The following is a 24,360-nucleotide window of genomic DNA, read 5'->3' on the forward strand; positions in this document are numbered from 1 at the left end:
AAAATGTATTACACATTTGGATAATTTGGTCCACCGCCGCCTTCAGGTGCAACCCAAGTAATGTTCTGTGACGGGTCTTTAATATCACAGGTTTTACAGTGGACACAGTTGGCTGCGTTAATCTGAAAGCGTTTTGAACCGTCATTTTCCTCGACAATTTCATATACACCAGCAGGACAGTAACGTTGTGCAGGTTCATCCCATTTCGGCAGATTGACATTCACAGGAATCGAAGCATCCGCCAGTTTCAAATGCGATGGCTGATTTTCTTCATGTACAGTATTAGAAATAAAGACTGACGATAAACGGTCAAAAGTCAGCTTGCCATCTGGTTTTGGATAATTTGGCTTAAAGTTGACTGCATCAACAGTTTTTAAAGCTTTAAAGTCAGGCACAAGATCATGCAGGGTAAAAGGAATACGGAATACGTTTTGGTCGATAAAGTTAAACCCACCGCCAATGTACGTGCCAAACTTATGCATGGCTGGGCCAAAGTTGCGCGAGTTATATAACTCTTCTTTGAGCCAGCTATTTTCATATTTTTGAGTGTACGCAGTGACTTCTTTGATGAAGACATCATCACCTTCAGTGACACGGGCAAAACCAACTTCACCACCTTGAGCTACGCCTGCGGCAATCGCTTCAAAGATCGCCTCGCCACAGAGCATGCCTGATTTCATGGCAGTATGTGAGCCTTTGATTTTGGCAAAGTTCAGGAAGCCTGCATCATCACCAATCAGGCAGCCACCTGGGAAAGTCAGTTTTGGTAGCGAGTTAAAGCCACCTTTCACCACGGCACGCGCACCGTAAGAAATACGTTTCCCACCTTCTAGGAACTGTTTAATCAGCGGATGAGTTTTCCAGCGCTGCATTTCCATAAATGGATAAACATGCGGATTGTCATAAGACAAGTCAGCAATCACACCCAAAGATACTTGGTTGTTTTCACCATGATACAACCACCAGCCACCAGCAGTGCCTGTTTCGGCAAACGGCCAGCCTGTACCATGCATCACCAAACCTTCTTGGTGTTTGGCTGGGTCAATTTCCCAAAGTTCTTTAATGCCGATACCGTAATGCTGTGGATCAGCATCTTTATCGAGGTTATATTGAGCAATCAGACGTTTGCCTAAATGACCACGGCAGCCTTCTGCAAATAAAGTGTATTTTGCATGCAGTTCATAACCAGGCGCAAAGTTGTGGGTCGGTTGACCATCTTTACCAATGCCCATGTCACCTGTTTGAATGCCTTTCACAGAACCATCTTCATGGAACAAAATTTCAGATGCTGCAAAGCCCGGGAATACTGATACTTCCAGTTCTTCAGCTTTCTGACCAAGCCAACGAACCACATTGCCTAAAGACACCACATAGTTGCCATTGTTATGCATGGTTTTTGGCACCATCCAGTGAGGGGCTTCTTTATGGGTACTGTCAGACAGCAAGAAATAGGTTTTGTCCTGTGTCACAGGAACATTCAGCGGTGCGCCTTCTTCTTTCCAATTAGGAAACAGCTCATTGAGCGCACGAGGTTCAAGAACAGCACCAGAAAGAATATGCGCGCCAACTTCGGAGCCTTTTTCCACGACACACACAGAAAGATCGGGTAAATTGTTTTCAATTGCGAGTTGACGGATTTTGATTGCGGCAGAAAGACCAGATGGCCCTGCGCCAACGATCACGACATCAAACTCCATCGATTCACGTTCGATGTGCTCCATGTAGGACTCCTCATATTGCTTAAAGGTGGCAACCAAAAGCGAAAACTGGTGCTGCCATGAGTGTTCTTTGGGGTAGATTCAAATATTTTCAGTTAGTATAGATTTGAACCGTGTTCAGTCCATTGACTGAGAGGGCTGTATTTTCTGTCAAATAGGGCATAAAAGCGATGGCAAATCAAAAGATTTCACCCGATATGAACAAAAAAACGTCAAGTAGTGATAATAAAAATTTTATGCAGATTACTCAATACTTAAAAGATGGACAGCAAAGTCACAAAAGGTCAATTCCCCCTCTTGACCAGTGGCATCCAACACATTGTGGCAAAATGAATTTAGTCATAAAATCCAACGGAGAATGGTGGCACGAAGGTCAATTGATCACGCGAAAAAGCCTGATTGACCTGTTTTCTAGTGTGCTTTGGAAAGATAAAGATACATTTTATTTAAAGACGCCTGTCGAACAAATTGAGATTGAAGTTGAAGATGCACCGCTGCAAATCAATCAGGTGGATCAAGTCGAACTCAATGGGAAAAGCCATTTGCAGTTGACCACGACCCATGGTGATGTCGTGATTGTTGATGCTGAACACCCGATTTTTATGCAGCAGTATGCAGGCGAATGGCGTGCTTATGTGCATGTCCGTTTTGGTTTAAATGCCCTGATTCAACGTCAGTGTTTTTATCATCTGATCGACTATGGAACACTCAGTGAAACCGAACACGGCGAGAGCATTTTGTCTTTACAAAGTGGTGATTTGCTCTTGCAATTACACAGTTGAGGTTTAAGCTTTACACATGAATTTGATTGCCATTTAAAGTCTGACCATGACCGCAATACAACCCAGACCACTTATTTCTCAGCCCATGCCTCAAGCCGATGCGCATGCCCCGATTGGAATTTTTGATTCAGGAATTGGCGGCTTATCGGTTGTCAAAGAAATTGCCCAGTATTTACCGAATGAGCGCATTCTTTATTTTGCGGATACAGCCCATGTGCCTTATGGCTCGCGTTCTGGACAAGATATTCAGGAGCTGACCGCCCATGCGATTGAGTGGCTGTATCGTCAAGGCTGTAAAGCTGTAGTGGTCGCGTGCAATACGGCATCAGCTTTTAGTCTAGACTATTTGCGTGAGCACTATGGGGAAAATTTTCCGATTATTGGTTTAGTTCCTGCACTTAAACCTGCGGTTCTACAAACGAAAAGTAAAGTTGTGGCTGTTTTAGCAACGCCTGCAACCTTTCGTGGGCAGTTAATCAAAGATGTGATGCAACATTTTGCCGAACCAGCAGGTGTGAGTGTCATTACAGTGACTTGTTTAGAACTTGTTCCATTGATTGAAGCGGGACAGGAAATGAGTCCACGCTGTTTGGAACTCTTAAAACAATGTTTAAGCCCAGCCGCCGAGCAAGGTGCAGATTATTTGGTATTGGGATGCACCCATTATCCGTTTTTGACCGATGCCATACAGCATGTGTTTGGAGATCAGTTTAAGCTTGTCGATTCGGGTCTGGCTGTGGCACGCCAAACATCGCGTATGCTGATTAAACATGGCTTGCTCAATGATCAGCCGATTTTGGGGAAACAGATTATTTGCTATGCCAGTGGCGGAAAGACACAACAATTAAACACAGTCATTCAGCATTTAATGCCGTTACATTTACAATGGGAGATTGCAAATCTTATACTGTGATTTATACTAAAATCGCTGTTTTTTGTTTGATTTATAAATCAAATTTGGCTCAGTTCTCATAGTACACTCAAGAGTATAATTATGGTCGATAAACGATACCAAGTGTTTATTTCTACCTCAGGGCAGGAAATGCTACCAGAGCGGAGTGTGTTGTGTCAGACCTTAGTCGGGATGGGATTTTTTGCTTGGGGGCTTGAACAAAGAACGCCATTAAGCACAAGTTTGGCGCGTCGGCAAATTGATGATTGTGACTATGTGATTATGCTGCTAGGCAATCATTATGGTGAACAATCCATGTCTGGCGTGAGTTATATGCAGCTCGAATATATTTATGCGATAAGTAAAGACAAACCGATTATTGCCTTTATTCATTCAGATCTTGAGTCACGGCGCGATATTTTGCCGAAAGAACCCGAGATTGTGCAGGAAAAATTTCAGGCGTTTCGCCAAATTCTACAACAAGAAGTCGAGCATATTTTTTATTTTCGCAATGTCCGTGAACTTGAATTAACGGTGAGAATGAATATGTCCAATATGTTAATTCGTTATCCTGCACTCGGTTGGGTACGCCCACAAAATACACAAGAACTTAATGATGAAATTGCGGCATTGAAAGAAAAAATAAAAGGTTTAGAAGGTGAGTTGGAACAAAAAACACCTGATCCCTTTTTGAATGTGCGTAAAGTGACCAGTCAGGATACCTTTGATTTTGAATATCAACTGCATGCTTATCAGGATGGTAATTTTAAAGAGTTAAAAATCAATCGCCAAATGACATGGTTGGAGATTTTACAACTTCTGTTTAAGGTCTTTAAAAATCAAACCCCAGAAGAATATTTTTCCATTCGGATCAATGATTATCTGAATGAAACAGGTTTAAAAGATGCTCAAGTTCAAATGCCAAGAGCACATGCAGTTGCACGTTCACAAATCAATTTCCGTGCTTTGCACAACATCAAACATCAACTCAAACAAAGCGACTGGATTACGCCTGTTGGACGGGATGACCGTCAACGTGTGATGTGGCAATTTACCGAAAAGGGCAAGAATTTACTGAAAAAAATGACCGCCAGTAAAAATGCCTGAAAGGCTTATGATATGTTAGGCTGCATTCCTTTGCGCAATGAATGAATAGGTTCACTGTGAAACCCAAGATCACTGTTATTTTAGCCAACTTAGGCACGCCCGATGCCGCGACTGTTCCTGCAGTACGTGCATTTCTCAAAGAGTTTTTATCAGATTCCCGTGTTATCGAAATCCCAAAACTGCTTTGGCAAATCATTCTAAGAGCTTTCATTTTACCATTTCGTCCAAAACGGGTGGCTCATGCTTATGCTTCGGTTTGGGGTGAAGACTCTCCAATGCGCGAAATCATGTTTCAGCAAGTGGAGTGGTTGAAACCGCGCCTTGAAGCCGCTTATCCCGAATTTGAGCTGAATATTGTGCCTGCCATGAGTTATGGCAATCCGGGATTAAAAGCACTTCTAAAAGAACTGCCACCACAAGAACATCTTTTGGTTTTACCCCTATTTCCGCAGTACTCAGCGACTTCAACCGCACCGCAGTACGATCAGTTAGCAGAATGGGTGATGCAGCAACGTAATTTGCCGGGTTTAACCATTATTCGGGATTATTATCAGCATCCACTGTATATTCAGGCACTGGCTGAGAGCGTGCAGCAGTATTGGGCTGAGCATGGTCGTGCTGAAAAATTGTTGATGTCATTTCATGGCATTCCACAGCCCTATGCAGACAAGGGCGACCCGTATCCCGAGCGCTGTCATGTCACTGCCAATAAAGTCGCACAGGCTTTGGGCTTGATGGATGGAGATTGGGCGATCAGCTTCCAGTCCCGTTTTGGTAAACAAGAGTGGGTCAAACCGTATACCGATGCGTTGCTAACCGAATGGGCACAACAAGGCGTGAAATCAGTCCAAGTCTTGAGTCCTGCATTTTCGGCAGACTGTCTTGAAACATTAGAAGAACTCGCCATTCAAAATGCAGAACTGTTCCAAAGCCAAGGTGGACAGTCGTATACTTATATTCCTGCTTTAAATACTCAGCCACTGCATTTGCAGTTGTTTGAACAATTGTTGTCAGCGCATCTGACCGCTTTACAACAGACCTTTGCAAGTTACTGAGATTAAGAAATTATGCTTCAAGTTAAAATTGTCCCTGTCACGGCATTTGCGCAAAATTGTTCAATCCTTTGGGATGCGGATACTAAACAGGCTGTATTGATTGATGCAGGTGGTGATGCGAAAAAATTGCAACAAGAAGTCGAAGCACTCGGTTTAACCGTACAAGCACTTTGGGTCACGCATGGGCATTTGGATCATGTCGGGGCAGTCGGGGAATTAGCACGTGTGTGGCAAGTGCCCGTGATTGGCCCACAAAAGGAAGATCAGTTTTGGCTCGATGCACTGCAAGACGTTTCAGCGCGTTATGGCTTTCCAATTCCTGAACCTGTAGAAGTGACACAGTGGCTTGAAGGTGGGGAAACTTTAACTTTGGGTGAGCATCAGTTTGAAGTGCGCTATGCACCAGGACACACACCTGGACATGTGATGTTCTACAGTGCCGAATATGGTTTGCTGTGGACGGGTGATGTGCTGTTTAAAGGTTCGATTGGGCGCACGGATTTTCCACGAGGCAATCATCAGCAATTACTGGATTCGATTCAACGGGAATGTTTTAGCTTGCCCGATGACACCCAGTTTATTTCAGGACATGGGCCAATCAGCACCATCGGACATGAAAAACAGTTCAATCCCTTTGTTGCCAGCAAAGCAGGTTAAGACCTGCTAAAACTCATCTTCTTGGCGAGAAATATCTGATTGCGGTGAGTCTTGAGTGGGTAGACGATAATCTTCGTTTGCCCATGCACCGAGATCAATCAGTTTGCAACGCTCCGAACAAAATGGACGATAAGCATTATCTTCCCAGTGGCTCGGTTCACCGCAGCGTGGGCAAGGGAAAGTGCGAGGCATAAGTAACTCCTACAAAAGCGTTTTCGGGTAGGCATTTGGTCAAGCACTTGTTAGACTTGTGCCAATTTGTGAATAGTTTGATCTGATTATGCATCTTCGTCAATTTCAAGCCCAGCGTATGCAAGCCCCGCGTGACTTTCAGACCATTGAAAATCTACCTGTTTGTGTGGAAATCGGTGCAGGCAAAGGTAAACATGCTGTTTTGTTTAGCCAGCAACAGCCTCAGTCGACGCTGTATGCAATTGAGCGGACGCGCGAAAAATTTGAAGCGATGCAAAAACAGCATCAATTGGCTAATTTAAACAATTTGTGTCCTGTTCATGCTGATGCGTTGCCGTGGATTACCCATGCGCTTTATCCTGCACAGGTTGAACAGTTTTTTATTTTGTATCCCAATCCTGAACCGCATAACCCTGCGCAGCGTTGGGTGAATATGCCATTTTTCGAGTTCATTTTGTCGCGTTTGCAGTTCGGGGGGCAGATTACCCTTGCTAGCAATATTCCTGAATATATTGAGGAAGCCGAACAGCAACTCAAAGACATCTGGAAATTACCCTATGAAAAACAGGTGATTGCATCGGATTCAGCCCGCACACATTTTGAAGTGAAATATTTGGAACGTGGTGAATTGTGTCAGCAACTCATCATCCGTAAACCTGCGGATTACACCACCCGTTTTGACGACTTTATGCCGCTCTTGGGACAAAACCATGCAGGCTAAATCGGTGGCGATTGTCGGGGCAGGACCTGCGGGCCTAATGGCTGCCGAAGTGTTGAGCCAGTCAGGTTATGCCGTTGAAGTCTTTGAACAGATGCCTTCGGCAGCCCGTAAATTCCTGATGGCAGGTAAAACAGGACTCAATATTTCCCATGCCGAAGCTTTGCCTGAGTTTATCCAGCGTTATGACCATGCCGATTGGTTGAAACCATGGTTAGAGCAGTGGGATGCTACATGGATTCGCCAATGGATGGGTGACTTAGGCATTGAATCCTATGTTGGTACATCAGGGCGAATTTTCCCTGTCGAGATGAAAGCGGCACCGTTATTACGTGCTTGGCTGAAACGCTTAACTGAGTCGGGTGTGGTGTTTCATTATCGGCATCGCTGTGTCGACATTCAGCCTGAGCAAGTGTTGTGTTTTCAGCATACGCAAATGCCCGATGCACCTATCATTCAACAGAAATTTTCCGCGATTATTTTAGCCTGTGGGGCTGTGTCTTGGTCACGCTTGGGCAGTGATGGCGCATGGCAAGCATGGCTGAAACCTGAAGAAATTCAAACTTTTCAGGCGAGCAATGCTGGTGTGGAACGAACATGGTCAAGCTATATGCAGCCTGTGTTTGGTCAGCCTTTAAAGCGGGTGAAAGCTTGGGTCGATCAAGCGGAACAGGCAAGTATGGGCGATATTGTGATTACCCAATATGGTCTAGAAAGTGGACTGATTTATAAGTTGAATCGTGCCCTGCGACAGCAATCTTCCATGCAGCTTTACTTGGATGTGTTGCCTGAACTGACCCAAGCAGAATTGACTCATAAATTACAACCTCATAAAAAACAGTCGATGGCAAATATTTGGCGTAAAGCAGGTTTAGACGCTGCAAAAGCCAATTTAGTCCGCGAGCTTGTGCCGAAGACACTTTGGCAGCAACCTGAAGCATTGGCGGCTCAGATTAAGCAGCTTCCGATTGCGCTAACAGGTTTTCGTCCGATTGAGGAAGCGATTAGTTGTGCGGGTGGCGTCAAGCAAGACGTTCTCAGTGATGCCTTACAGCTCAAGCAGCATGCAGGTATTTTCTGTTGTGGTGAAATGCTGGATTGGGATGCCCCAACGGGTGGCTACTTACTCACGGCATGTTTCGCGACAGGACGTGCAGCAGCACAAGGTGTGGCGCAGTTTTTAAGCTAAATCCTATCTATTTTTGTTATGCTGACGCCACGATCAATACAACATGAAGGAAGAAAAATGTCTGAAACGATCTATCGTGGCAGTTGTTTATGCCAAGGCATTCAATACGAAGTGCATGGTGCAATTGGTGATATTGTCGAATGTCATTGTCAACGTTGCCGCAAAGCCAATGGCAGTGCTTATGCTGCCAATGCCCCGATTCGTGTTGCAGACTTTAAGATTGTAAAAGGTGAGCACTTACTAAAAAAATATCAATCCACTGCAACGACACAGCGCTGTTTCTGTAGCGAATGTGGTTCACCGATTATCAGCGTAAAAGAAGAAACACCAGACCTGTATCGTTTACGCATTGGTACACTCGACACACCACTCACGCAAAAACCAACCATGCATATTTTTGCTGCCTCAAAAGCAGAGTGGGATGAAATTTGTGATGAATTGCCACAGTATGCAGAACGCCCTTAAAAAGATCGGGAAAAACAATTTTTCATGTGATTGAAAGATCGTCTAAGATAAGTCCATCGGGAGATGGCATTCCTCCTGTCACAAACCGCCGTATCGGCTAATGATGCCTACGCCACCCTTCATCAATGACAGGGTACGTAGGTTTCGTGTGCGTACTCTGTTTAGGAGTACTTTAATGTTCTTTTTATTCTCATCATCTACTCTTTTAGATTTGTGCTAAAGGAGAGTCAAATCTATGTATTATTCGCTGATTTCGATTGCGCTTGGTTCAGTATTTGGCGCATGGACACGTTGGTTTGTGGGCTTAAAACTCAACTCAATTTATCCTGATATTCCACTTGGAACCGTTGTAGTTAATTTGGTGGGAGGCTTTATTATTGGCTTTGCTATTTCATTTTTTGCACACAGCAGCTTAAGTCCAAACTATAAATTATTTGTGGTGACAGGCTTCTGTGGTGCTTTAACCACATTTTCAACATTCTCGGCTGAAATTATCAGTTTATTGCAAAATGGCAAATTCAGTTTGGCATGTTTAGCAATCTCGCTTCATTTAATTGGTTCATTGTTGTGTACATTTTTGGGAATGGCAGCACATCATTATTTAACCGCACAGGCTTAAGTTGGAGATCGCTATGCAAGGTTATTTACTGCGTTTTTATACTGAACAAAGAGTACAGTATCGTGGCAAACCACTCTCAAAATGGTTACTCAGCGTTGCTCAACAATTTAATATTCAGGGTGCAACCGTATTGAGCGCACTTGAAAGTATGGGGCGACAAGGTGAAATTCATTCGAGCCATTTCTTTGAGCTTACGGATCAACCGATACAGGTGGAATTGATTGTCACCGCACAGCAAGCCGAACAATTGTTGGATTATGTGCAGCAGCAAGAGCTGTCTTTGTTTTATGTCAAAATCCCAGTGGAATTTGGTTCATTGGGGCAGTTGTCATAAAAAAAGCAAGCGAGAAGCTTGCTTTTTACAACAGTAAAGTCAGTGTTATTTTGCTGCTAAAGCCTGACCTTCAAATTTAATTCCTGACCAGCCATGTTGCATAAACTGACGGATATTTTGGTGATCTGTGCCTTCAGGTGTTGCCAATACAGAAGCATAGTGTTCTGCAAACAAGGCTAAGGTATCTTGTGGATTCAATTCATTGAGCTGAGCAAATGAAAACACTTTCGCGCTGCCTTGATTTTCAGTGCTGGCATTGTGCTGAGCACCGTTTTGAAATGCAGTTGGTGTATGCGTGTAGTGTTGTTCAATGAATGCAATCACATCTGCAAATTTTGCTTGACCGTTTTTGAGTTGCTCTAGAAGAACCTGAGCCATAATAACCTCGAAAAATATTTAAAATGCAGCGCAGCATAGCATTGTTTACAGACATAAAAAAAGAAGCCTAAAAGGAGGATATGTTTTTAGGCTTCTAAGTTAAATCAGCATATTCCTGTTAACTTAAAGCGGGATTAATCAGTGTTTAAGAGATGTATCCGATGGTATTGAAATTTGTTGTTGAGCGTCAGGAACCAGTTGATTAAATAGGCTGTTTAAATTGTCATTGACTTTTAAATGTACCAAATTCCAATAATGCCCCGTAAAAGTTCGATTCAGCATCAAAGTATTTGGCGATGGCTTAAAAATATGCCAATACTTTAAAGACGGTTTCATGAGCAGCATTCCATCATGATGCGCACTATTTTTAGCAAAATCATAATGATGGGTTAAAGGACGTAATAATACTTCAAGCCATTCCAAATAAAGCTCAGGCGGAAAACATTGCTTTTCAGTCAAGACATTCAACTCGGCTAAGATATCTTCAAGTAAGCGGATATTGCCATGTCGCGCAGCATAGATCAGCTTTTGGAAAGCCTCTACCTGTAGCTGATCGAGTTGTTTCACACCGCCATAGTCATAAATAATCACGCTACCATCAGGGCGAAAAGCCAAATTGCCTGGGTGTGGGTCACAGTGAAAACGTTTGAGATAAAAAATTTCCTGTCCCATTGCAGTAAACAAACGTTTGCCCAATTCATTTCGTAATTCTTGTGACCATGTACTGGCCTGTTCAATACTGTCACCTGCTTCAAAACTCAGGGTCAAAATATGTCGGGTGGAATACTCTTTAAATACCTGAGGAATGATAATTTTCTGATCTAAATTTTGATGAAATGCCCGAGCAATTTCAAGATTTTGGGCTTCAAGTTCATAATTTAACTCGTTCGACAGACTCTCTTGAATTTCCTTAAATAATTGATCTTGCAGTTCTTTATCAATTTTGAGCATGCCCATCATACGTAGAGCCAAGCGGATTTGCTTTAAGTCACTTTCACAGGCAACATCAACCCCTGGATACTGAACCTTAACAATAACCTCCTGCCCATTTTTAAGAATGGCACGGTGTACCTGCCCAATCGATGCTGCGGCAAAAGGTGTTTCGCTAAATTCGTTAAAAACTTGCTCTAAAGTTTGTCCAAGTTCATTTTCAACCTGCGCGCGAATTTCACTAAAGGCAACAGCAGGGGCTTGGCGTTGTAGTTTACTGATCGCATTGGCGACTTCAGGAGGGAAAACATCTTTATATTGAGAGGCAATTTGCCCCACTTTCATGGCAGCGCCTTTCATTTGCCCAAGCGTATCTGCAATTTGTACACCAATCTCCTGAAACAGCTTGGACTTTGCTGCATGTTTTTGTTCTTCATCGGCACTCAGGCTTTTAATTGTGTTAGAAACAGTTTTCGTGGCAATACTCGCTGTCATCCCTGCAAGTTTTAGAAAACGCCGTGTCGGGGAATTTGCTGAATTTGCCATACGGGCAGTATCCTTATCGTTGTTGTATTGGATTTATGATAGAGCGCTTTAGGCTGAAGTGTGATAGAAAATTGTTAAGCTAAAATTGTTGATCTGCTTGTACAGTTCGTCCACGTCCTGTTTTTTTAGCACGATAGAGTGCCTGATCAACCGTTGCCAGTAGGTGAGTTAAATTGCACTGTGCTTTTTCAACAAGGACGACACCCGCACTATAATTGAGTTCAATTGGTTGGCGCTGATAACTCAATGGATTCTTATTTAAAATAATCCTTAATTTTTGATCAAAAGCTAGCGCTTCATCCAAACTGGTTGCCCGCATGATCAATAAAAATTCTTCTCCACCAAAACGTCCAACCGTGAGCGTTTGTTGTTGCTGGGAGCGGAGTAGGCGGCTAAAGTGAATTAAGCTGTCATCGCCTGCCAGATGTCCCCATGTATCATTGATGCTTTTAAAATGATCAAGATCGAGCATAAACACACAAAAAGGCAGTTGTGCTTGCTGTTGTTCAGGTTCAGCCTTGAGCAGTTGCTCAAGCTGATGCAAAATTTCATCACGATTAAAGCATTGGGTTAAGCCATCAATACTGGCACGGGTTTTGAGGATTTTTTCAGCTTTGCGCTGCTCGGTAATATCAATGCCAAAATTCAGTGTAGTTTGATCAGGCAAAAGTAACTGTGCCCATAAAGTGGTCAGGATACTACCATCACGGCGTAGGGGATTCCACTCACTGAGTTTTTTTGAGCCAACGTGTTGAGCCGCTTGTTGTAGGACTTGATCACGATATTTTTTGTCAGGATAAAACAATTTAAGCGGTTGTTGAAATTGTTGTAATTCGGCTTTAGACCAACCAAATACGTGTTCGCACTGTTTATTCCACATCACGATTTTTTCTTGTTCATCAAGTGCATAAATCATGATGGGTGCATCATCGACAATATCTTGATAAAACTCACGAATATTTAAAGATTTGAAAAAGTTATTTTTTAAGCTAGCCCGTTCTGAAAAATATAAACGAATAATATTGAGTAGTAAGGTAAATTCAGTCCCGAGCAATGAATCTTGTGCTTGCGGTGTCGCAAACTGAAAATATAAATAAATACTGGCTAGATTGTCACGGGTTGTTAGCTGAAATGTTACCTTCGATACATGGGCTGACGGCGTTGGGTTGGTTGGTAGATTACTGGTAATAGATGAATGATGTGAATGAAAATGTTGCTGACTGATATAGTGTTGGCTTTGTTGTTCTGAAAATAGGCTGTCAGAAGCAAAAAAGAAATGTGATTCATCCCAAGAATGATATTGCTCACATAACCATGCATCTGTAGCGTGCAGGGCATCCGCGCAGTGCTGCAATAAGCTCAATGGTGTGATGCTTTGCTGAATCGCATCGGTTAATTGGCTCACCAAAGATAAAAGCTGTATGGAATCAGTAGCACATATCGGGGCACGCATTTTAATTTATTCTGACCTGAGGGGAGGAGATCTGTTATAGCCACGCATCCATGGATCTATTTCTCTATGCTTTCAATTGTAATGGATATACTTGTAATAATGAATAATAATTGTTCATAAAAATATGGGATAGTGTGAATGTCATCACGCTTCATCTAACTGTTTTATCTTAACCCGATCTAAATTAAAAAAGCCACACAATCGTGTGACTTTTTCATCGATCACGCGACTTAAGCTTGACCTTCTGCAGCTGCCATTTCAGCACGTTGCATGTTGGCTTCAAACTCTGCGTCAAAGTTGATCGGAGTCAATAGCAATTGAGGGAAGCTACCTTTAGTCACAAGGTCATTCACCGCTTCACGTAGGAATGGGAACAAAATATTTGGACAGTATGCACCTAAAATGTAAGGTAGACGTTCATCTTCTACACCACTAATGAGGAAGATACCTGATTGAGTAACATCAACTAAAAATGCAGTTTCATTGGCATTTTTTGCTTCAACAACCACTTTTAATGAAACTTCGTAGTGCGTTGGATCAATCTTTTCAGCAGCAGAAGATAGATTGATATTGAGTTCGGGTTGCCATTCTTGAGTAAAGACTTGTGCACCAGGAACTTCAAAAGAAACATCTTTAGTATAAATACGCTCTAGAGCTAATTGAGCTTGTTGTTCTTCACTCATTTTAAGTTAAATCCTTCGTTGGGTAAAAATTATGCAAGTAATGGGTCAAGTTTGCCATCACGCTCTAAAGCATAGAGCTGATCAAACCCGCCAATAAATTGATCATTAATGAAAATCTGTGGCACAGTACGGTGATTGGTGCGTTGCATCAATTCAATACGGACTTCAGGTGCTTCATTTGAAAGATTGATTTCTTTAAAAGCAACGCCTTTGCGCTCAAGTAACTGTTTTGCACGAATACAGTATGGGCAAACGCTTGTTGAATAGATTACGACTTCAGCCATCATATTCTCCTCTGAATTATTTTTTCGCTTTAACAAGCGGTAAGCCTTGTGCTTTCCAGTTTGCAACGCCACCATCTAAACGATAGCTGTCAGCATGCCCAACTTGTTGTAAAGCACTGCCTGCAACCTGACCCAAATTACAAATAAACACCAATGGACGATCTGAGCTTTTCAGCTCTTCAAGATGGCTTGCAATTTGACTGTAAGGAATGTTACGGCTACCACTGATATGACCTTCACGGAAATCTTTAGCATCACGTAAATCGATGAGAATGGCATTTTTAACTTTGACTAAAATACCAAGGGATTGTGGGGAGATTTTTCGACCACTACGGCGTCCTTCAAATACAAAGAACAGCACGATAAGAACGGCAAGAATACCAAATAAGAAGGGGTGATTCCCCATGAATTCAAACCAACGTTCCACAATTCACCTTATGACCATCAAAAATTGAGCTAGAGTATAGCTTATATTAATAGTGATCAAAAACCTCGCTTCAAGGGTAAAACTCAACAAACTTAATTTTTTTGTTGAGCTTCTTGAATCTCATCACACAAACGTAAAAAACTTTCTAGGCGGCGGGGGAGGATTTCACCTGCGGAAGCCGCTTTTTGCAAGGAGCAATTTTTCTCATGCTTATGGGTACAGTTACGGAACTGACAGGTGCCTAACAAGTTGAAAATCTCAGGAAAACCATGCTCAACGGCATCGAGAGTTAAATGCCAAAGCCCAAATTCACGGATGCCCGGAGAGTCAATTAAAGCACCTGTTTCACCAAAACTAATCAAACGGGTTGAAGTTGTGGTGTGCTGACCCAGAGCTGAGTTTTCGGAAATAATATTGGTTTTTTGTGCCGCTTCAGGGGCAATTGCATTAATCAGTGAGCTTTTACCTACACCTGATTGACCGACAAAAGCCACGGTTTCATTGTCTAAACGCTGTGCTAGCGCTGAAATATCACCCGTAGAACAGGTGTGTAGGATTTCATATCCTAAAGCCTGATATTCGGCGACAAGATCTAAAATAGGATCATTGTCTTGTAACAAGTCGGTTTTATTGAGCACCAATAACGCAGGAATTTCTGCATTTTGACACGCCACCAAATAACGGTCGATCAACATGGGTGCAACTTCAGGCAGAGGTGAAAAGACAATCACAATAAGGCTGACGTTGGCTGCCACAGGTTTAACCTTGTGATAACGGTCAGGGCGGGTCAGTAAAGACTGGCGCGGATGAATCGCAGTGATAATGCCTAAACCTGTATTGGGGTCGGCTTGCCATTTGACCCGATCGCCCGTCACTAACAGTTCTAGATTGGTACGGGTATGACAGCGCCACACGCTGCCCACTTCAATCGGTTTCCAAAATGGTTCTGGTTCGCCTTCAGCAACAACAGGTTTTTCAGGATGTAGCTCAGGGGTAGAGAGTGCTTTAACTTCGAGCTGGCGTCCATAATGTTGCACCACCAAACCTTCAAGATCATTGGATGTATCAAGATCTTCTTGGCGTGATTGATGCTGTTTTTGAATCCGTCGCTGTTGTTGTTCAGTTAAGCGACGTTTACGGATGAGAGCCATGCATATCCTAAAGACCAACTGAAGAGAATGGCAAAAATAGCATGAAGCCCCGATGAATTACAGCGAAGTTGCAAGAAATTTGCTAATATTGGGGTTTTCAGATAGATAAGAATTGATTACATGAGCAGCACCCCAGATACACGTTTGATTTGGATTGACCTCGAAATGACAGGTCTGGATACAGATAATGATCAAATTATTGAAATTGCAACAATTATTACAGATGATCATTTAAACGTGCTAGCTGAAGGTCCTGTGCTTGCCGTGCATCAATCAGACCCAATTATTAATGCAATGGATGAGTGGAATACCCGCCAACATGGTCAATCAGGTTTGATTAACCGTGTACGCCGTAGTCAACTGACAGCGCGTGATGCTGAAGTTCAGACCATTGAATTTTTGAAAAAGTGGGTCAACCCGAAAGCATCGCCAATGTGTGGTAACTCAATTTGCCAAGATCGCCGTTTTTTGCATCGTCTGATGCCTGAGCTAGAACAATACTTCCACTATCGTAATTTGGATGTGTCTTCTGTCAAAGAGTTGGCGAAACGCTGGCGTCCAGAGATTATGTCAGGCTTGAAAAAAGAAGCCTCACATTTGGCTTTAGATGACATTCGTGACTCAATTCGTGAGTTGAAATATTACCGTGAATATTTTTTCATCATGAATAAATAATCTTTAGAAACCTGCCCAAGCGGCAGGTTTTTTATGACTGAAAGAAACAGATTTGCTCTCTAGAAAAGCATTTGAAAATACGCCAATATATTGAAAAGGTCGAAGCTTTGAGTTGTTGTTGAGCAACAATTTCACAATACACGACTGCCGAAAATGGCACATTAATTGCTCAATTTTAAATAGACACTCAAGTTCAAAGGATATCATCGACCCATAAAATATTGAATACAGTGTTGTTGTCATGGAGGCGAACACGGCAAGTTTGAGTATTTTTCTAGATTTATTTTTTAGCGCGATATAAACCGTTTTTTCATTATCTATAGTTTCTTTGGTTTTCTCACTATTGAACCCTCTTAAAGAAAACGCTCAATCAAAATAATCAAATTCAAGATTTGGAGTCCGATTATGCGAAAGATAGATAAACCTCTTATTTTAGAGGATGTAGAATATAAGCGAAGTATTCACAACCAACTCGATAAGGAATGGAGTTGGTTGAACCCCGACTGTGCCGATATTGATCAGCCTGCCAATTATTATGAAAGTTCTCTGGCGCACTGGCAGTGTTTCGACACGCTGAGTAGCGATCAAGAATGTGATGTTGTGGTGATTGGTGGTGGATTACTTGGCTCATCAACAGCATTGCATTTATCTGAAATGGGCATAGATACCATTCTGGTAGAAAAAAACCGTATTGGCAGTGCCGCTTCAGGGCGCAATGGTGGGCAACTCACCCCAGGCTTGGCACGTTGGGAAGCTTCGGAAATGCTTGAGCACATGAGCGTAGAAGATGCCAAAAAACTTTGGCGTTTTACTGCCGATGAAGCCATGCAACTCATTGATGACATTATTGATCAATATGATTTGTCCCTAGACCGTAAGCAGGGGCATATCACAACCGCAGTACATGAAGGGCATTTGATTGCACTAACGCAAGGTGCAGATGCTCGAAAATTCCTTGGCGAAGATCACACAAAAATCATAGGCAAACATGAAGTACATAACTATGTAAACAGCGAAGCGTATCATGGTGGGCTAGTCGATAGTTTAGGTGGACAAATTCACCCGTTGGCACTAACTCGTGGTTTAATTTATGGCTTCTCTAAAAATGGTGGTCAGGTTTTTGAGCAGACAGAAGTTATAGAATTAAAAACGCAGGCTGATGGTGTTTATGTTCATACGACACATGGCGTGATTAAGGCACGTAAAAGTGTGGTACTGGCAGTTCATCATGCCTCGTTTAAATTGCTAGAGTCGCATAATCAAACCACGATTCCATTATTTACTTATGTGTGTACCACAGCACCTTTAGAGATGGATTTAAAGGACATCATTCCTTCTGACTATGCAGTTTACGATACTCAATTTGCACTGGATTTTTATCGAGGGGTGTCAAAAAATCGGTTGTTGTTTGGTGGGGAGGGTACAGGAACCTGCTGGAATCCACATCGTGCCTATCAGTATTTACAAAGACGGATTCATCACGTTTTTCCACAACTCAAATCGGTTGAACTCGACTTCGTTTGGAGCGGGGAAACCGATCTTACCTATAATGGTGCAACCGATTGTCGTAAGTTTGGCGAGCGTTACCCAATTTATGCGGTACATGGCTGGAGCGGACATGGTGTGGCGCAAACCGTGCGAATTGGTAAAGCTATTGCGCATGATTTTATTGGCGTGTCACATGATTATGAAATGCTGACCAAAATTCCACATAAAGACATTTTATTTGGTCGGGAACTTGCTCCTTTTGCGATTCCTTTGGCAAAAGGTGCCTATGAAATCAATGCTTTTTTTAACCCAGCCAAACTGATTTCTTTCTAGTTCAGTTAGTCGGAAATTTAAAAAACCGCCGTGAATGGCGGTTTTTTATTGCATTAAAATAATGAAATTCAGAATTCTGTAATTAATCTTATATTTTTAATTTTTAAAGATATAACTCAAAATATCGTTACAAAAATACAGCGTAAAATCTATTCTCAACACGCTTTAACGATTAAAATTAGAAAGTATCTAGTTAAATATAACAATGAGTGAAACGATGCAAAGTAATAATCCTATTTTAACGCGTGTAGAAACCTACAGCGATTATCAGCACCCAATGACCATTCAGGGTGCAGTCAACAAGTCAGTCTTACTCACCAGTATTGCCGCAGGTTTAGGTTTGGTGTTCTTTTTCTACTGTGCCATGAGTATGAACTTCGGTTTAGCCATGACAGGTGCAATGGTGGGTGCAATTGGTAGCTTTATTTTGGCACTCATCACCACCTTTAAACCAAACACTGCGCGTACACTGGCGATTCCGTATGCCTTGTTTGAGGGTGCATTCCTTGGTGGTATTTCTTTTGTGTTCCAAGCGAAATATCCAGGTGCACCGCTTCAAGCATTATTGGCAACTTTCGTCACGACCTTTGTTTTGTTTGGTTTGTACAAAATGAAGATTATCCGTGCGACTGAAAAATTCAAAGCCATTGTGCTTTCAGCCACTTTAGCGATCTGTATTGTGTTTGTGGTACAAATGCTGATGCGCCTTATTTTTAGCTCAAGTATTCCTTTTGTATTTGAAAGCAATGCTTTAGGTATTGGCTTTGCTGCATTTGTTGCCATTATTGCTTCTTTAAATCTGATTCTAGATTTCGATTTAATTGAAAATGCAGCAGCACAGCGTGCACCACAAGCATTTGAATGGACCTGTGCAATTGCATTATTGGCAACTTTGGTCTGGATGTATATTTCATTTTTACGTCTAATTGGCATGTCACGTGATTAATCTCATGTAGTGTTAAGCGAAAACGCACCTAAAATCAGGTGCGTTTTTTATTGGAAATCTTGAAAATAGGCGCATTATGCAATTTCTAAAAGTCTGAAGACTTGGCATTATGCAGATATAAAACATCTTGATGAGAGAAAATTCATGGCAGGATTATTGGCAGGAAAACGCTTTTTAATTGCTGGTGTTGCAAGCAAACTATCTATCGCATTTGGTATTGCACAAGCTCTACACCGTGAAGGTGCTGAATTGGCATTTACTTACCCAAATGAAAAACTAAAAAAACGTGTGGATGAATTTGCTGAGCAATTTGGTTCAAAATTGGTGTTTCCTTGTGATGTCGCTGTAGATGCAGAGATTGATCAAGCATTTGCTGATCTTGCACAACACTGGGATGGTTTAGACGGTGTGGTTCACTCAATCGGTTTTGCGCCAGCGCATACACTCGATGGTGACTTTACTGACGTGACTGACCGTGAAGGTTTCCGCGTTGCACATGACATTAGTGCGTACAGCTTCATCGCGATGGCGCGTGCTGCTAAGCCATTGTTACAAGCACGTCAAGGTTGTTTATTGACATTGACTTACCAAGGTTCTGAGCGTGTAATGCCGAACTACAACGTGATGGGTCTTGCGAAAGCATCTTTAGAAGCGGGTGTACGTTACTTGGCATCAAGCATGGGCGTTGACGGTATTCGTGTGAATGCGATCTCTGCTGGTCCAATCCGTACTTTAGCAGCTTCTGGTATTAAATCTTTCCGTAAAATGTTAGATGCCAACGAAAAAATTTCTCCACTTAAACGCAACGTCACTATTGAAGAAGTGGGTAATGCTGCGTTGTTCCTATGCTCACCTTGGGCTTCAGGGATTACAGGTGAAATTATGTATGTTGATGCAGGTTTCAATACGGTTGGTATGAGCCAATCAATGATGGATGACGAATAATTTTTTAAATTATTTCGTCCATAAAAAAATCAGCTCTTTTGAGCTGATTTTTTTTATGTCTTGAAATTTAATTAAACAAAGGTCTGCCACAAAGTTCGGCAACGGCTTGTAAACACAAATCTTCGGGATTTTCTTCAGAAGCACCTTTAATTGCAGCATCAATTCGAAGTAATAAGCCTGACCAAGCTAAAAAACGTTGTGCCGAGAGTCGACGTAGGGCTTGTTGATATAAAGAAACACGGGTTTTCCAGATGCCAAGCTGTAGTGCATTTTGCGGTTGCTCATAGAGTTGCATTAACAATCGCATTTCTTTACTGATTGACCATAAAATCAGACTCATGGCTTCACCAGTAGCGAGTAAGTACTGATAAATTTTCACAGACTGAGCAAAGTCACCTTGTAGCATGCTGTCATTTAGATCATAAGTGCTATAGCGTGATTGGTCTTGTAGACATTGATAAAGTTGCTCAATCTCAATCTGTTGTAAGTCTGGAAACGTATCACTCACGCGAATTAAGCTGTTTTTAGCCGCCAGCAAGTTATGCTCATGATGTTCAAGCAACCATTGCCAAGCATCTTGATTTAATGTAATGCCGAGTTTGTCGGCTTCTGTCGCCAAAATGCGTTGACGATCTTGTGGATAATTGGCTTGCAGTGAAACCAACACACCATTGGCTTCAATGGTCTGAAAGAAACTGGATTTCAAGCTTTGTGTATCTTGCTTGGGCATCACCACGACAAGCAAATTTTGCTCATTGTATTGCAGATATTCTTTGAGTAGCTTGAGTCCCGCAGCATCGGGCTTGATGTTGCCATGTGCTTCAATTGCCAGTTGCTGAGAAAAGAGCGACAGGCTGTTTAGCGCATTAAAGACATTTTTCCAGTCCTGAACACTTTGAATTTCATAGCGTTGTCGTTCAATTTCCTGACTTTGCCAATGGCGACGCAGGGCATCGAGCAGGTTCTGTTCAAGCAATGGCTCTTGACCTTGCATGACCCAAGCACCGCGTGCTTCATGAACACGCTTGAGTGCCTGTAAATAGTCGAGCTTCATAACAACAGCAAATTAAGGCGCTGTTGACGCAGGGTGAGCAGGCTGAATCTGAGGAAGGCGATTGGTCGAAATTTGACGCGCCATTTGTTGAGCCACATCGTCAATCAAATTGCTAATTACAGAATCTTGTTCATTATCATCAACGTTGACTGTAGCAACATTGTACTGATAGCTTTTTACACCGTTGATGGTACGTGGAGCAGTGACAGGATTGCCTTGTGCATCCTCAATTTGGAAGGTGACATTTAAATGTAAAATCACTTCGGCAACACGACCGCTGAGTTTTTGACGACGATAGTTGTAGTCTAGGACGTGTAAGGTATAGGCTTCTTTAGCATCATCAAACTGAATGCCATAACCCGATAAATAGGTTTTTAACTTGGTTTGTAAGGTGTTCCCTTGAGGAATCAAATTATTATTGCTGTCGGTGACATGAAGCGCTTCACTTGGTAAGTTCAACTTCATGTGTGGGTATGCCACAGGCATTGAGGTCGGGCTGAGACCTTTTAAATGAAAGCCACAGCCGACTAAGCTTGCACTTAGACCAAGAGTTAAAACGACAGATGCTAAACGTGGGACTAAGTGCATGCGTATTCCTCAACTAATTAAACGACTAAGTTCACCAATTTGTTTGGTACAACAATTTCTTTTTTGGTTTCACCCGTTAAGAATTGTTGAACTTCAGGTAAAGCTTTGGCTTGTGCCAATAAATCTTCTTTAGAAATATCAACACTTACTTCTAATTTACCACGAAGTTTACCATTGACTTGTACCACAATCGTTTGTGTATTACGGGTCAATGCTGACTCGTCAACACTTGGGAATGCTGTTGTGGTTAAGTCGATACCAAACTGAGCCAAAACGGTTTGGCTTAAGTGCGGTGCAAATGGTGCAAGTAAAGTCAGTAAGGTAATCACGGCTTCACGTGCAACCGCTGCATCGTTGTCTGATTTTACTTCAAACTTAGTGATGGCGTTAAGCAATTCCATTTGAGCGGCAATCGCCGTGTTAAATGCATAACGACGCTCAATGTCATCACCCACTTTTGCAATGGTTTCATGTACTTTACGACGCAAGTCTTGTGCTTCTTTAGATAAGTTCGCTTTATCCAACGCAACAGTTGCATAACCTTGCTCAAAGAAGTTACTGCTTAAACGCCATACACGTTTTAAGAAACGGTTTGCACCTTCAACACCTGCATCTGACCATTCAAGAGATTGATCGGGTGGAGCAGCAAACATCATGAAGACACGTGCGGTATCTGCGCCGTACTGGTCAATAATCGCTTGTGGGTCAACACCGTTATTTTTCGATTTTGACATTTTTTCCTGACCGCCAATGATTACAGGCTGACCATCTGTTGTGTATCTCGCAGACAGGATACGACCTTTTTCATCACGCTCAAGTTCAACATCAGCAGGGTTAAACCATGTTTTCTTGCCAGACTCATCTTCACGGTAGAAAGTGTCAGCCAACACCATGCCTTGAGTCAGCAAGTTGGCAAATGGTTCATTGCCTTGTACCACACCTTCATCACGCATCAATTTGTGGAAGAAACGTGCATAAAGTAAGTGCAAGATTGCATGTTCTACACCGCCAATATATTGGTTCACAGGTAACCAAGTTTGCGCAGCTTCAGGTTTGATCATGCCATCGGTGTAATCTGGTGAAGCATAACGTGCGTAATACCAAGAAGACTCAACAAAAGTATCTAGGGTGTCGGTTTCACGTTTTGCGGCTTTTCCGCAACATGGACAAGTTGTTTCGTAGAATTCAGGCATTTTTGCCAATGGGTTACCAGAACCGTCTGGAACAACGTCAGTTGGCAAGATCACTGGAAGTTGTTCTTCAGGAACAGGCACTTGACCACAGTCATCACAGTTGATCATTGGGATAGGGCAACCCCAGTAACGCTGACGAGAAACACCCCAGTCACGTAAACGGAACTGAACTTTTTTGTTGGCTAAAGTTTGTGGTTCTAGTTTTGCAAGGAAAGCATCGAATGCTGCTTGGAAACCTAAACCGTCAAATTCACCTGAATTTACCAGTTTACCTTCTTTAGAACCGTACCATTCTTGCCATTCGGTTGCATTGAACGCTGAGTCATCTTTACCTTGAGCATCAATCACTTGCTTGATTGGTAAGTTGAACTTATTTGCAAATTCAAAATCACGTTCGTCATGCGCAGGAACCGCCATTACTGCACCAGAACCGTAAGTCATCAGAACGTAGTTTGCGATCCAAACTTCAACATTTTCACCTGTTAAAGGGTGTTTTACGAATAAACCAGTCGCACGACCTTTTTTCTCAGCCGTCGCAAGATCGGCTTCAGCAACTGAACCATGACGACATTCTTCAATAAACTCGTTGAGTTCAGGGCGAAGCTCAGCCGCTTTTTTCGCTAAAGGATGGTCGGCTGCAACAGCAACATACGTCACACCCATTAACGTATCTGGACGTGTGGTGTAGACTATCAAGCTGTCTGCATAAATGCTTTCATCGGCAGAAGGGAAAATGATTTCCATGCCTTCTGAACGACCGATCCAGTTACGTTGCATGGTCACAACTTGTTGTGGCCAACCTGCTTTTAATTGTTCTAAATCATCGAGTAATTCTTGCGCATAGTCAGTAATGCGGAAGTAGTACATTGGAATATCACGTTTTTCAACCAATGCACCTGAACGCCAGCCGCGACCATCAACCACCTGTTCATTGGCAAGGACGGTTTGATCGACTGGATCCCAGTTGACTGTTGAAGATTTACGGTAAATTAAGCCTTTTTTATACAACTGAACAAATAGCCACTGTTCCCAGCGATAGTATTCTGGTGTGCAGGTCGCAATTTCACGATCCCAGTCAATTGCAAGACCTAAGCTTTTTAATTGATTACGCATGTAATCGATATTTTCAAATGTCCATTTTGCAGGTGCAACTTTGTGTGCAATCGCAGCATTTTCCGCAGGCAAACCGAAAGCATCCCAACCCATTGGCTGGAGGACTTGTTCGCCTTTTAAACGGTGGAAACGGCTGATGACATCCCCAATAGTATAGTTACGCACATGACCCATATGCAGTTTGCCACTTGGATAAGGGAACATCGACAGAATATAACGATGTTTACCTTCTACCGTGTCAGCAACTTTAAAGACTTTGCGATTTTCCCAGTCTTGTTGGACTTGCGGTTCAATCGCACTGGCTTGATATTCAGGGTCAATATGAGGTGTAGTCATAAACGTAATAAGAACAATGTGAAAATAGTTTGTGGCAAAGCATAGCGCAAAATGCACCTAAAAGTGAATTTTGCGCAAGAAAATATCCTCTGTTTATCCGCAAATTTTC

26 protein-coding genes and 1 riboswitch are annotated in these 24,360 nt (G+C 42.4%); of the genes, 14 read left to right on the forward strand and 12 right to left on the reverse strand.

Annotation, left to right across the window (positions count from 1 at the left end; genetic code table 11):
- Nucleotides 1-8: 8 nt before the first annotated feature.
- A complete protein-coding gene (locus GBN19_RS03780) occupies nucleotides 9-1,721 on the reverse strand; it encodes an electron transfer flavoprotein-ubiquinone oxidoreductase (RefSeq protein WP_151777236.1) in 1,713 nt (570 codons plus the stop codon).
- A 167-nt stretch (nucleotides 1,722-1,888) separates the two neighbouring features.
- Between GBN19_RS03780 and GBN19_RS03785 the strand changes: the two genes are divergently transcribed.
- The 5 genes from GBN19_RS03785 (at nucleotide 1,889) to GBN19_RS03805 (ending at nucleotide 6,211) form a co-directional block, all read left to right on the forward strand.
- Entirely contained in the window at nucleotides 1,889-2,500 is a 612-nt protein-coding gene (locus GBN19_RS03785; protein ID WP_151777237.1) for a DUF1285 domain-containing protein, read from the forward strand.
- A gap of 46 nt (nucleotides 2,501-2,546) precedes the next feature.
- On the forward strand, nucleotides 2,547-3,413 hold the full coding sequence (gene murI, locus GBN19_RS03790) for a glutamate racemase (protein ID WP_151777238.1): 867 nt from the start codon (nucleotides 2,547-2,549) through the stop codon (nucleotides 3,411-3,413).
- An 81-nt stretch (nucleotides 3,414-3,494) separates the two neighbouring features.
- Nucleotides 3,495-4,499 carry a DUF4062 domain-containing protein gene (locus GBN19_RS03795; protein WP_151777239.1) on the forward strand — a complete coding sequence of 335 codons (1,005 nt, stop codon included), beginning with the start codon at nucleotides 3,495-3,497 and terminating at the stop codon, nucleotides 4,497-4,499.
- Nucleotides 4,500-4,540: 41 nt separating this feature from the next.
- A complete protein-coding gene (gene hemH / locus GBN19_RS03800) occupies nucleotides 4,541-5,554 on the forward strand; it encodes a ferrochelatase (RefSeq protein ID WP_151777240.1) in 1,014 nt (337 codons plus the stop codon).
- 12 nt (nucleotides 5,555-5,566) lie between these two features.
- Entirely contained in the window at nucleotides 5,567-6,211 is a 645-nt protein-coding gene (locus tag GBN19_RS03805) for an MBL fold metallo-hydrolase (protein ID WP_151708528.1), read from the forward strand.
- Between the two features lie 6 nt (nucleotides 6,212-6,217).
- On the opposite strand, the gene GBN19_RS03810 is transcribed toward GBN19_RS03805, so the two are convergent.
- Nucleotides 6,218-6,403: a DNA gyrase inhibitor YacG gene (locus tag GBN19_RS03810; protein WP_151708529.1), complete on the reverse strand. Its 186-nt coding sequence runs from the start codon at nucleotides 6,401-6,403 to the stop codon at nucleotides 6,218-6,220.
- A gap of 82 nt (nucleotides 6,404-6,485) precedes the next feature.
- Here GBN19_RS03810 and GBN19_RS03815 point away from each other — a divergent pair, with 82 nt between their 5' ends.
- The 5 genes from GBN19_RS03815 (at nucleotide 6,486) to GBN19_RS03835 (ending at nucleotide 9,728) form a co-directional block, all read left to right on the forward strand.
- Nucleotides 6,486-7,124 carry a DUF938 domain-containing protein gene (locus GBN19_RS03815; RefSeq protein WP_171492542.1) on the forward strand — a complete coding sequence of 213 codons (639 nt, stop codon included), beginning with the start codon at nucleotides 6,486-6,488 and terminating at the stop codon, nucleotides 7,122-7,124.
- On the forward strand, nucleotides 7,114-8,310 hold the full coding sequence (locus GBN19_RS03820) for a TIGR03862 family flavoprotein (protein ID WP_151777241.1): 1,197 nt from the start codon (nucleotides 7,114-7,116) through the stop codon (nucleotides 8,308-8,310). Before GBN19_RS03815 ends, GBN19_RS03820 begins: the two co-directional genes overlap by 11 nt.
- A 57-nt stretch (nucleotides 8,311-8,367) precedes the next feature.
- A complete protein-coding gene (locus GBN19_RS03825) occupies nucleotides 8,368-8,775 on the forward strand; it encodes a GFA family protein (protein ID WP_151777242.1) in 408 nt (135 codons plus the stop codon).
- Nucleotides 8,776-8,825: 50 nt separating this feature from the next.
- Nucleotides 8,826-8,892: riboswitch (Fluoride riboswitch) on the forward strand.
- A 118-nt stretch (nucleotides 8,893-9,010) separates the two neighbouring features.
- Entirely contained in the window at nucleotides 9,011-9,394 is a 384-nt protein-coding gene (gene crcB / locus GBN19_RS03830) for a fluoride efflux transporter CrcB (protein ID WP_151777243.1), read from the forward strand.
- A 13-nt stretch (nucleotides 9,395-9,407) separates the two neighbouring features.
- The gene (locus GBN19_RS03835) at nucleotides 9,408-9,728 is read left to right on the forward strand and encodes a DUF190 domain-containing protein (protein WP_151777244.1); all 321 of its coding nucleotides are present in this window, start codon (nucleotides 9,408-9,410) and stop codon (nucleotides 9,726-9,728) included.
- Nucleotides 9,729-9,773: 45 nt separating this feature from the next.
- On the opposite strand, the gene GBN19_RS03840 is transcribed toward GBN19_RS03835, so the two are convergent.
- The 7 genes from GBN19_RS03840 to rsgA all read right to left on the reverse strand — a co-directional run bounded on the left by GBN19_RS03840 (nucleotide 9,774) and on the right by rsgA (nucleotide 15,580).
- Complete coding sequence (locus GBN19_RS03840; protein WP_151708535.1) at nucleotides 9,774-10,106, reverse strand: HopJ type III effector protein; 333 nt, start codon at nucleotides 10,104-10,106, stop codon at nucleotides 9,774-9,776.
- Nucleotides 10,107-10,244: 138 nt separating this feature from the next.
- Complete coding sequence (locus tag GBN19_RS03845; RefSeq protein ID WP_151777245.1) at nucleotides 10,245-11,582, reverse strand: ABC1 kinase family protein; 1,338 nt, start codon at nucleotides 11,580-11,582, stop codon at nucleotides 10,245-10,247.
- 79 nt (nucleotides 11,583-11,661) lie between these two features.
- Nucleotides 11,662-13,035 carry a sensor domain-containing diguanylate cyclase gene (locus GBN19_RS03850; protein WP_151777246.1) on the reverse strand — a complete coding sequence of 458 codons (1,374 nt, stop codon included), beginning with the start codon at nucleotides 13,033-13,035 and terminating at the stop codon, nucleotides 11,662-11,664.
- A gap of 230 nt (nucleotides 13,036-13,265) precedes the next feature.
- A complete protein-coding gene (secB, locus tag GBN19_RS03855) occupies nucleotides 13,266-13,718 on the reverse strand; it encodes a protein-export chaperone SecB (RefSeq protein ID WP_151777247.1) in 453 nt (150 codons plus the stop codon).
- Nucleotides 13,719-13,747: 29 nt separating this feature from the next.
- Nucleotides 13,748-14,005, reverse strand: a complete 258-nt coding sequence (gene grxC / locus GBN19_RS03860) for a glutaredoxin 3 (RefSeq protein ID WP_151708539.1) — start codon at nucleotides 14,003-14,005, stop codon at nucleotides 13,748-13,750.
- Between the two features lie 13 nt (nucleotides 14,006-14,018).
- Nucleotides 14,019-14,429 carry a rhodanese-like domain-containing protein gene (locus GBN19_RS03865; protein ID WP_151708540.1) on the reverse strand — a complete coding sequence of 137 codons (411 nt, stop codon included), beginning with the start codon at nucleotides 14,427-14,429 and terminating at the stop codon, nucleotides 14,019-14,021.
- Nucleotides 14,430-14,521: 92 nt separating this feature from the next.
- On the reverse strand, nucleotides 14,522-15,580 hold the full coding sequence (gene rsgA / locus GBN19_RS03870) for a ribosome small subunit-dependent GTPase A (protein ID WP_151777248.1): 1,059 nt from the start codon (nucleotides 15,578-15,580) through the stop codon (nucleotides 14,522-14,524).
- A gap of 120 nt (nucleotides 15,581-15,700) precedes the next feature.
- On the opposite strand from rsgA, the gene orn reads away from it, so the two are divergent.
- From orn to GBN19_RS03890, 4 genes are all read left to right on the forward strand, one after another.
- A complete protein-coding gene (gene orn / locus GBN19_RS03875; RefSeq protein WP_151708542.1) occupies nucleotides 15,701-16,255 on the forward strand; it encodes an oligoribonuclease in 555 nt (184 codons plus the stop codon).
- 405 nt (nucleotides 16,256-16,660) lie between these two features.
- Nucleotides 16,661-18,076 (forward strand): NAD(P)/FAD-dependent oxidoreductase, encoded by a 1,416-nt coding sequence (locus GBN19_RS03880; RefSeq protein WP_151708543.1) that lies wholly within the window; start codon nucleotides 16,661-16,663, stop codon nucleotides 18,074-18,076.
- 217 nt (nucleotides 18,077-18,293) lie between these two features.
- On the forward strand, nucleotides 18,294-19,022 hold the full coding sequence (locus GBN19_RS03885; protein WP_151777249.1) for a Bax inhibitor-1/YccA family protein: 729 nt from the start codon (nucleotides 18,294-18,296) through the stop codon (nucleotides 19,020-19,022).
- Nucleotides 19,023-19,166: 144 nt separating this feature from the next.
- Nucleotides 19,167-19,967, forward strand: a complete 801-nt coding sequence (locus tag GBN19_RS03890; protein ID WP_111895104.1) for an enoyl-ACP reductase FabI — start codon at nucleotides 19,167-19,169, stop codon at nucleotides 19,965-19,967.
- Between the two features lie 67 nt (nucleotides 19,968-20,034).
- On the opposite strand, the gene holA is transcribed toward GBN19_RS03890, so the two are convergent.
- Genes holA through leuS form a run of 3 tightly spaced genes read right to left on the reverse strand, consistent with a single transcriptional unit; the run spans nucleotide 20,035 to nucleotide 24,251 of the window.
- Nucleotides 20,035-21,021, reverse strand: coding sequence for a DNA polymerase III subunit delta (gene holA / locus GBN19_RS03895; RefSeq protein ID WP_151777250.1), 987 nt, complete (start codon nucleotides 21,019-21,021; stop codon nucleotides 20,035-20,037).
- 12 nt (nucleotides 21,022-21,033) lie between these two features.
- Nucleotides 21,034-21,609 (reverse strand): LPS-assembly lipoprotein LptE, encoded by a 576-nt coding sequence (locus tag GBN19_RS03900; RefSeq protein WP_151777251.1) that lies wholly within the window; start codon nucleotides 21,607-21,609, stop codon nucleotides 21,034-21,036.
- A gap of 17 nt (nucleotides 21,610-21,626) precedes the next feature.
- Nucleotides 21,627-24,251: a leucine--tRNA ligase gene (gene leuS / locus GBN19_RS03905; protein ID WP_151777252.1), complete on the reverse strand. Its 2,625-nt coding sequence runs from the start codon at nucleotides 24,249-24,251 to the stop codon at nucleotides 21,627-21,629.
- Nucleotides 24,252-24,360 lie beyond the last annotated feature (109 nt).

The organism is Acinetobacter brisouii, from assembly GCF_008993995.1.
In the GTDB taxonomy this organism is placed as follows: Bacteria; Pseudomonadota; Gammaproteobacteria; order Pseudomonadales; family Moraxellaceae; genus Acinetobacter; species Acinetobacter brisouii_A.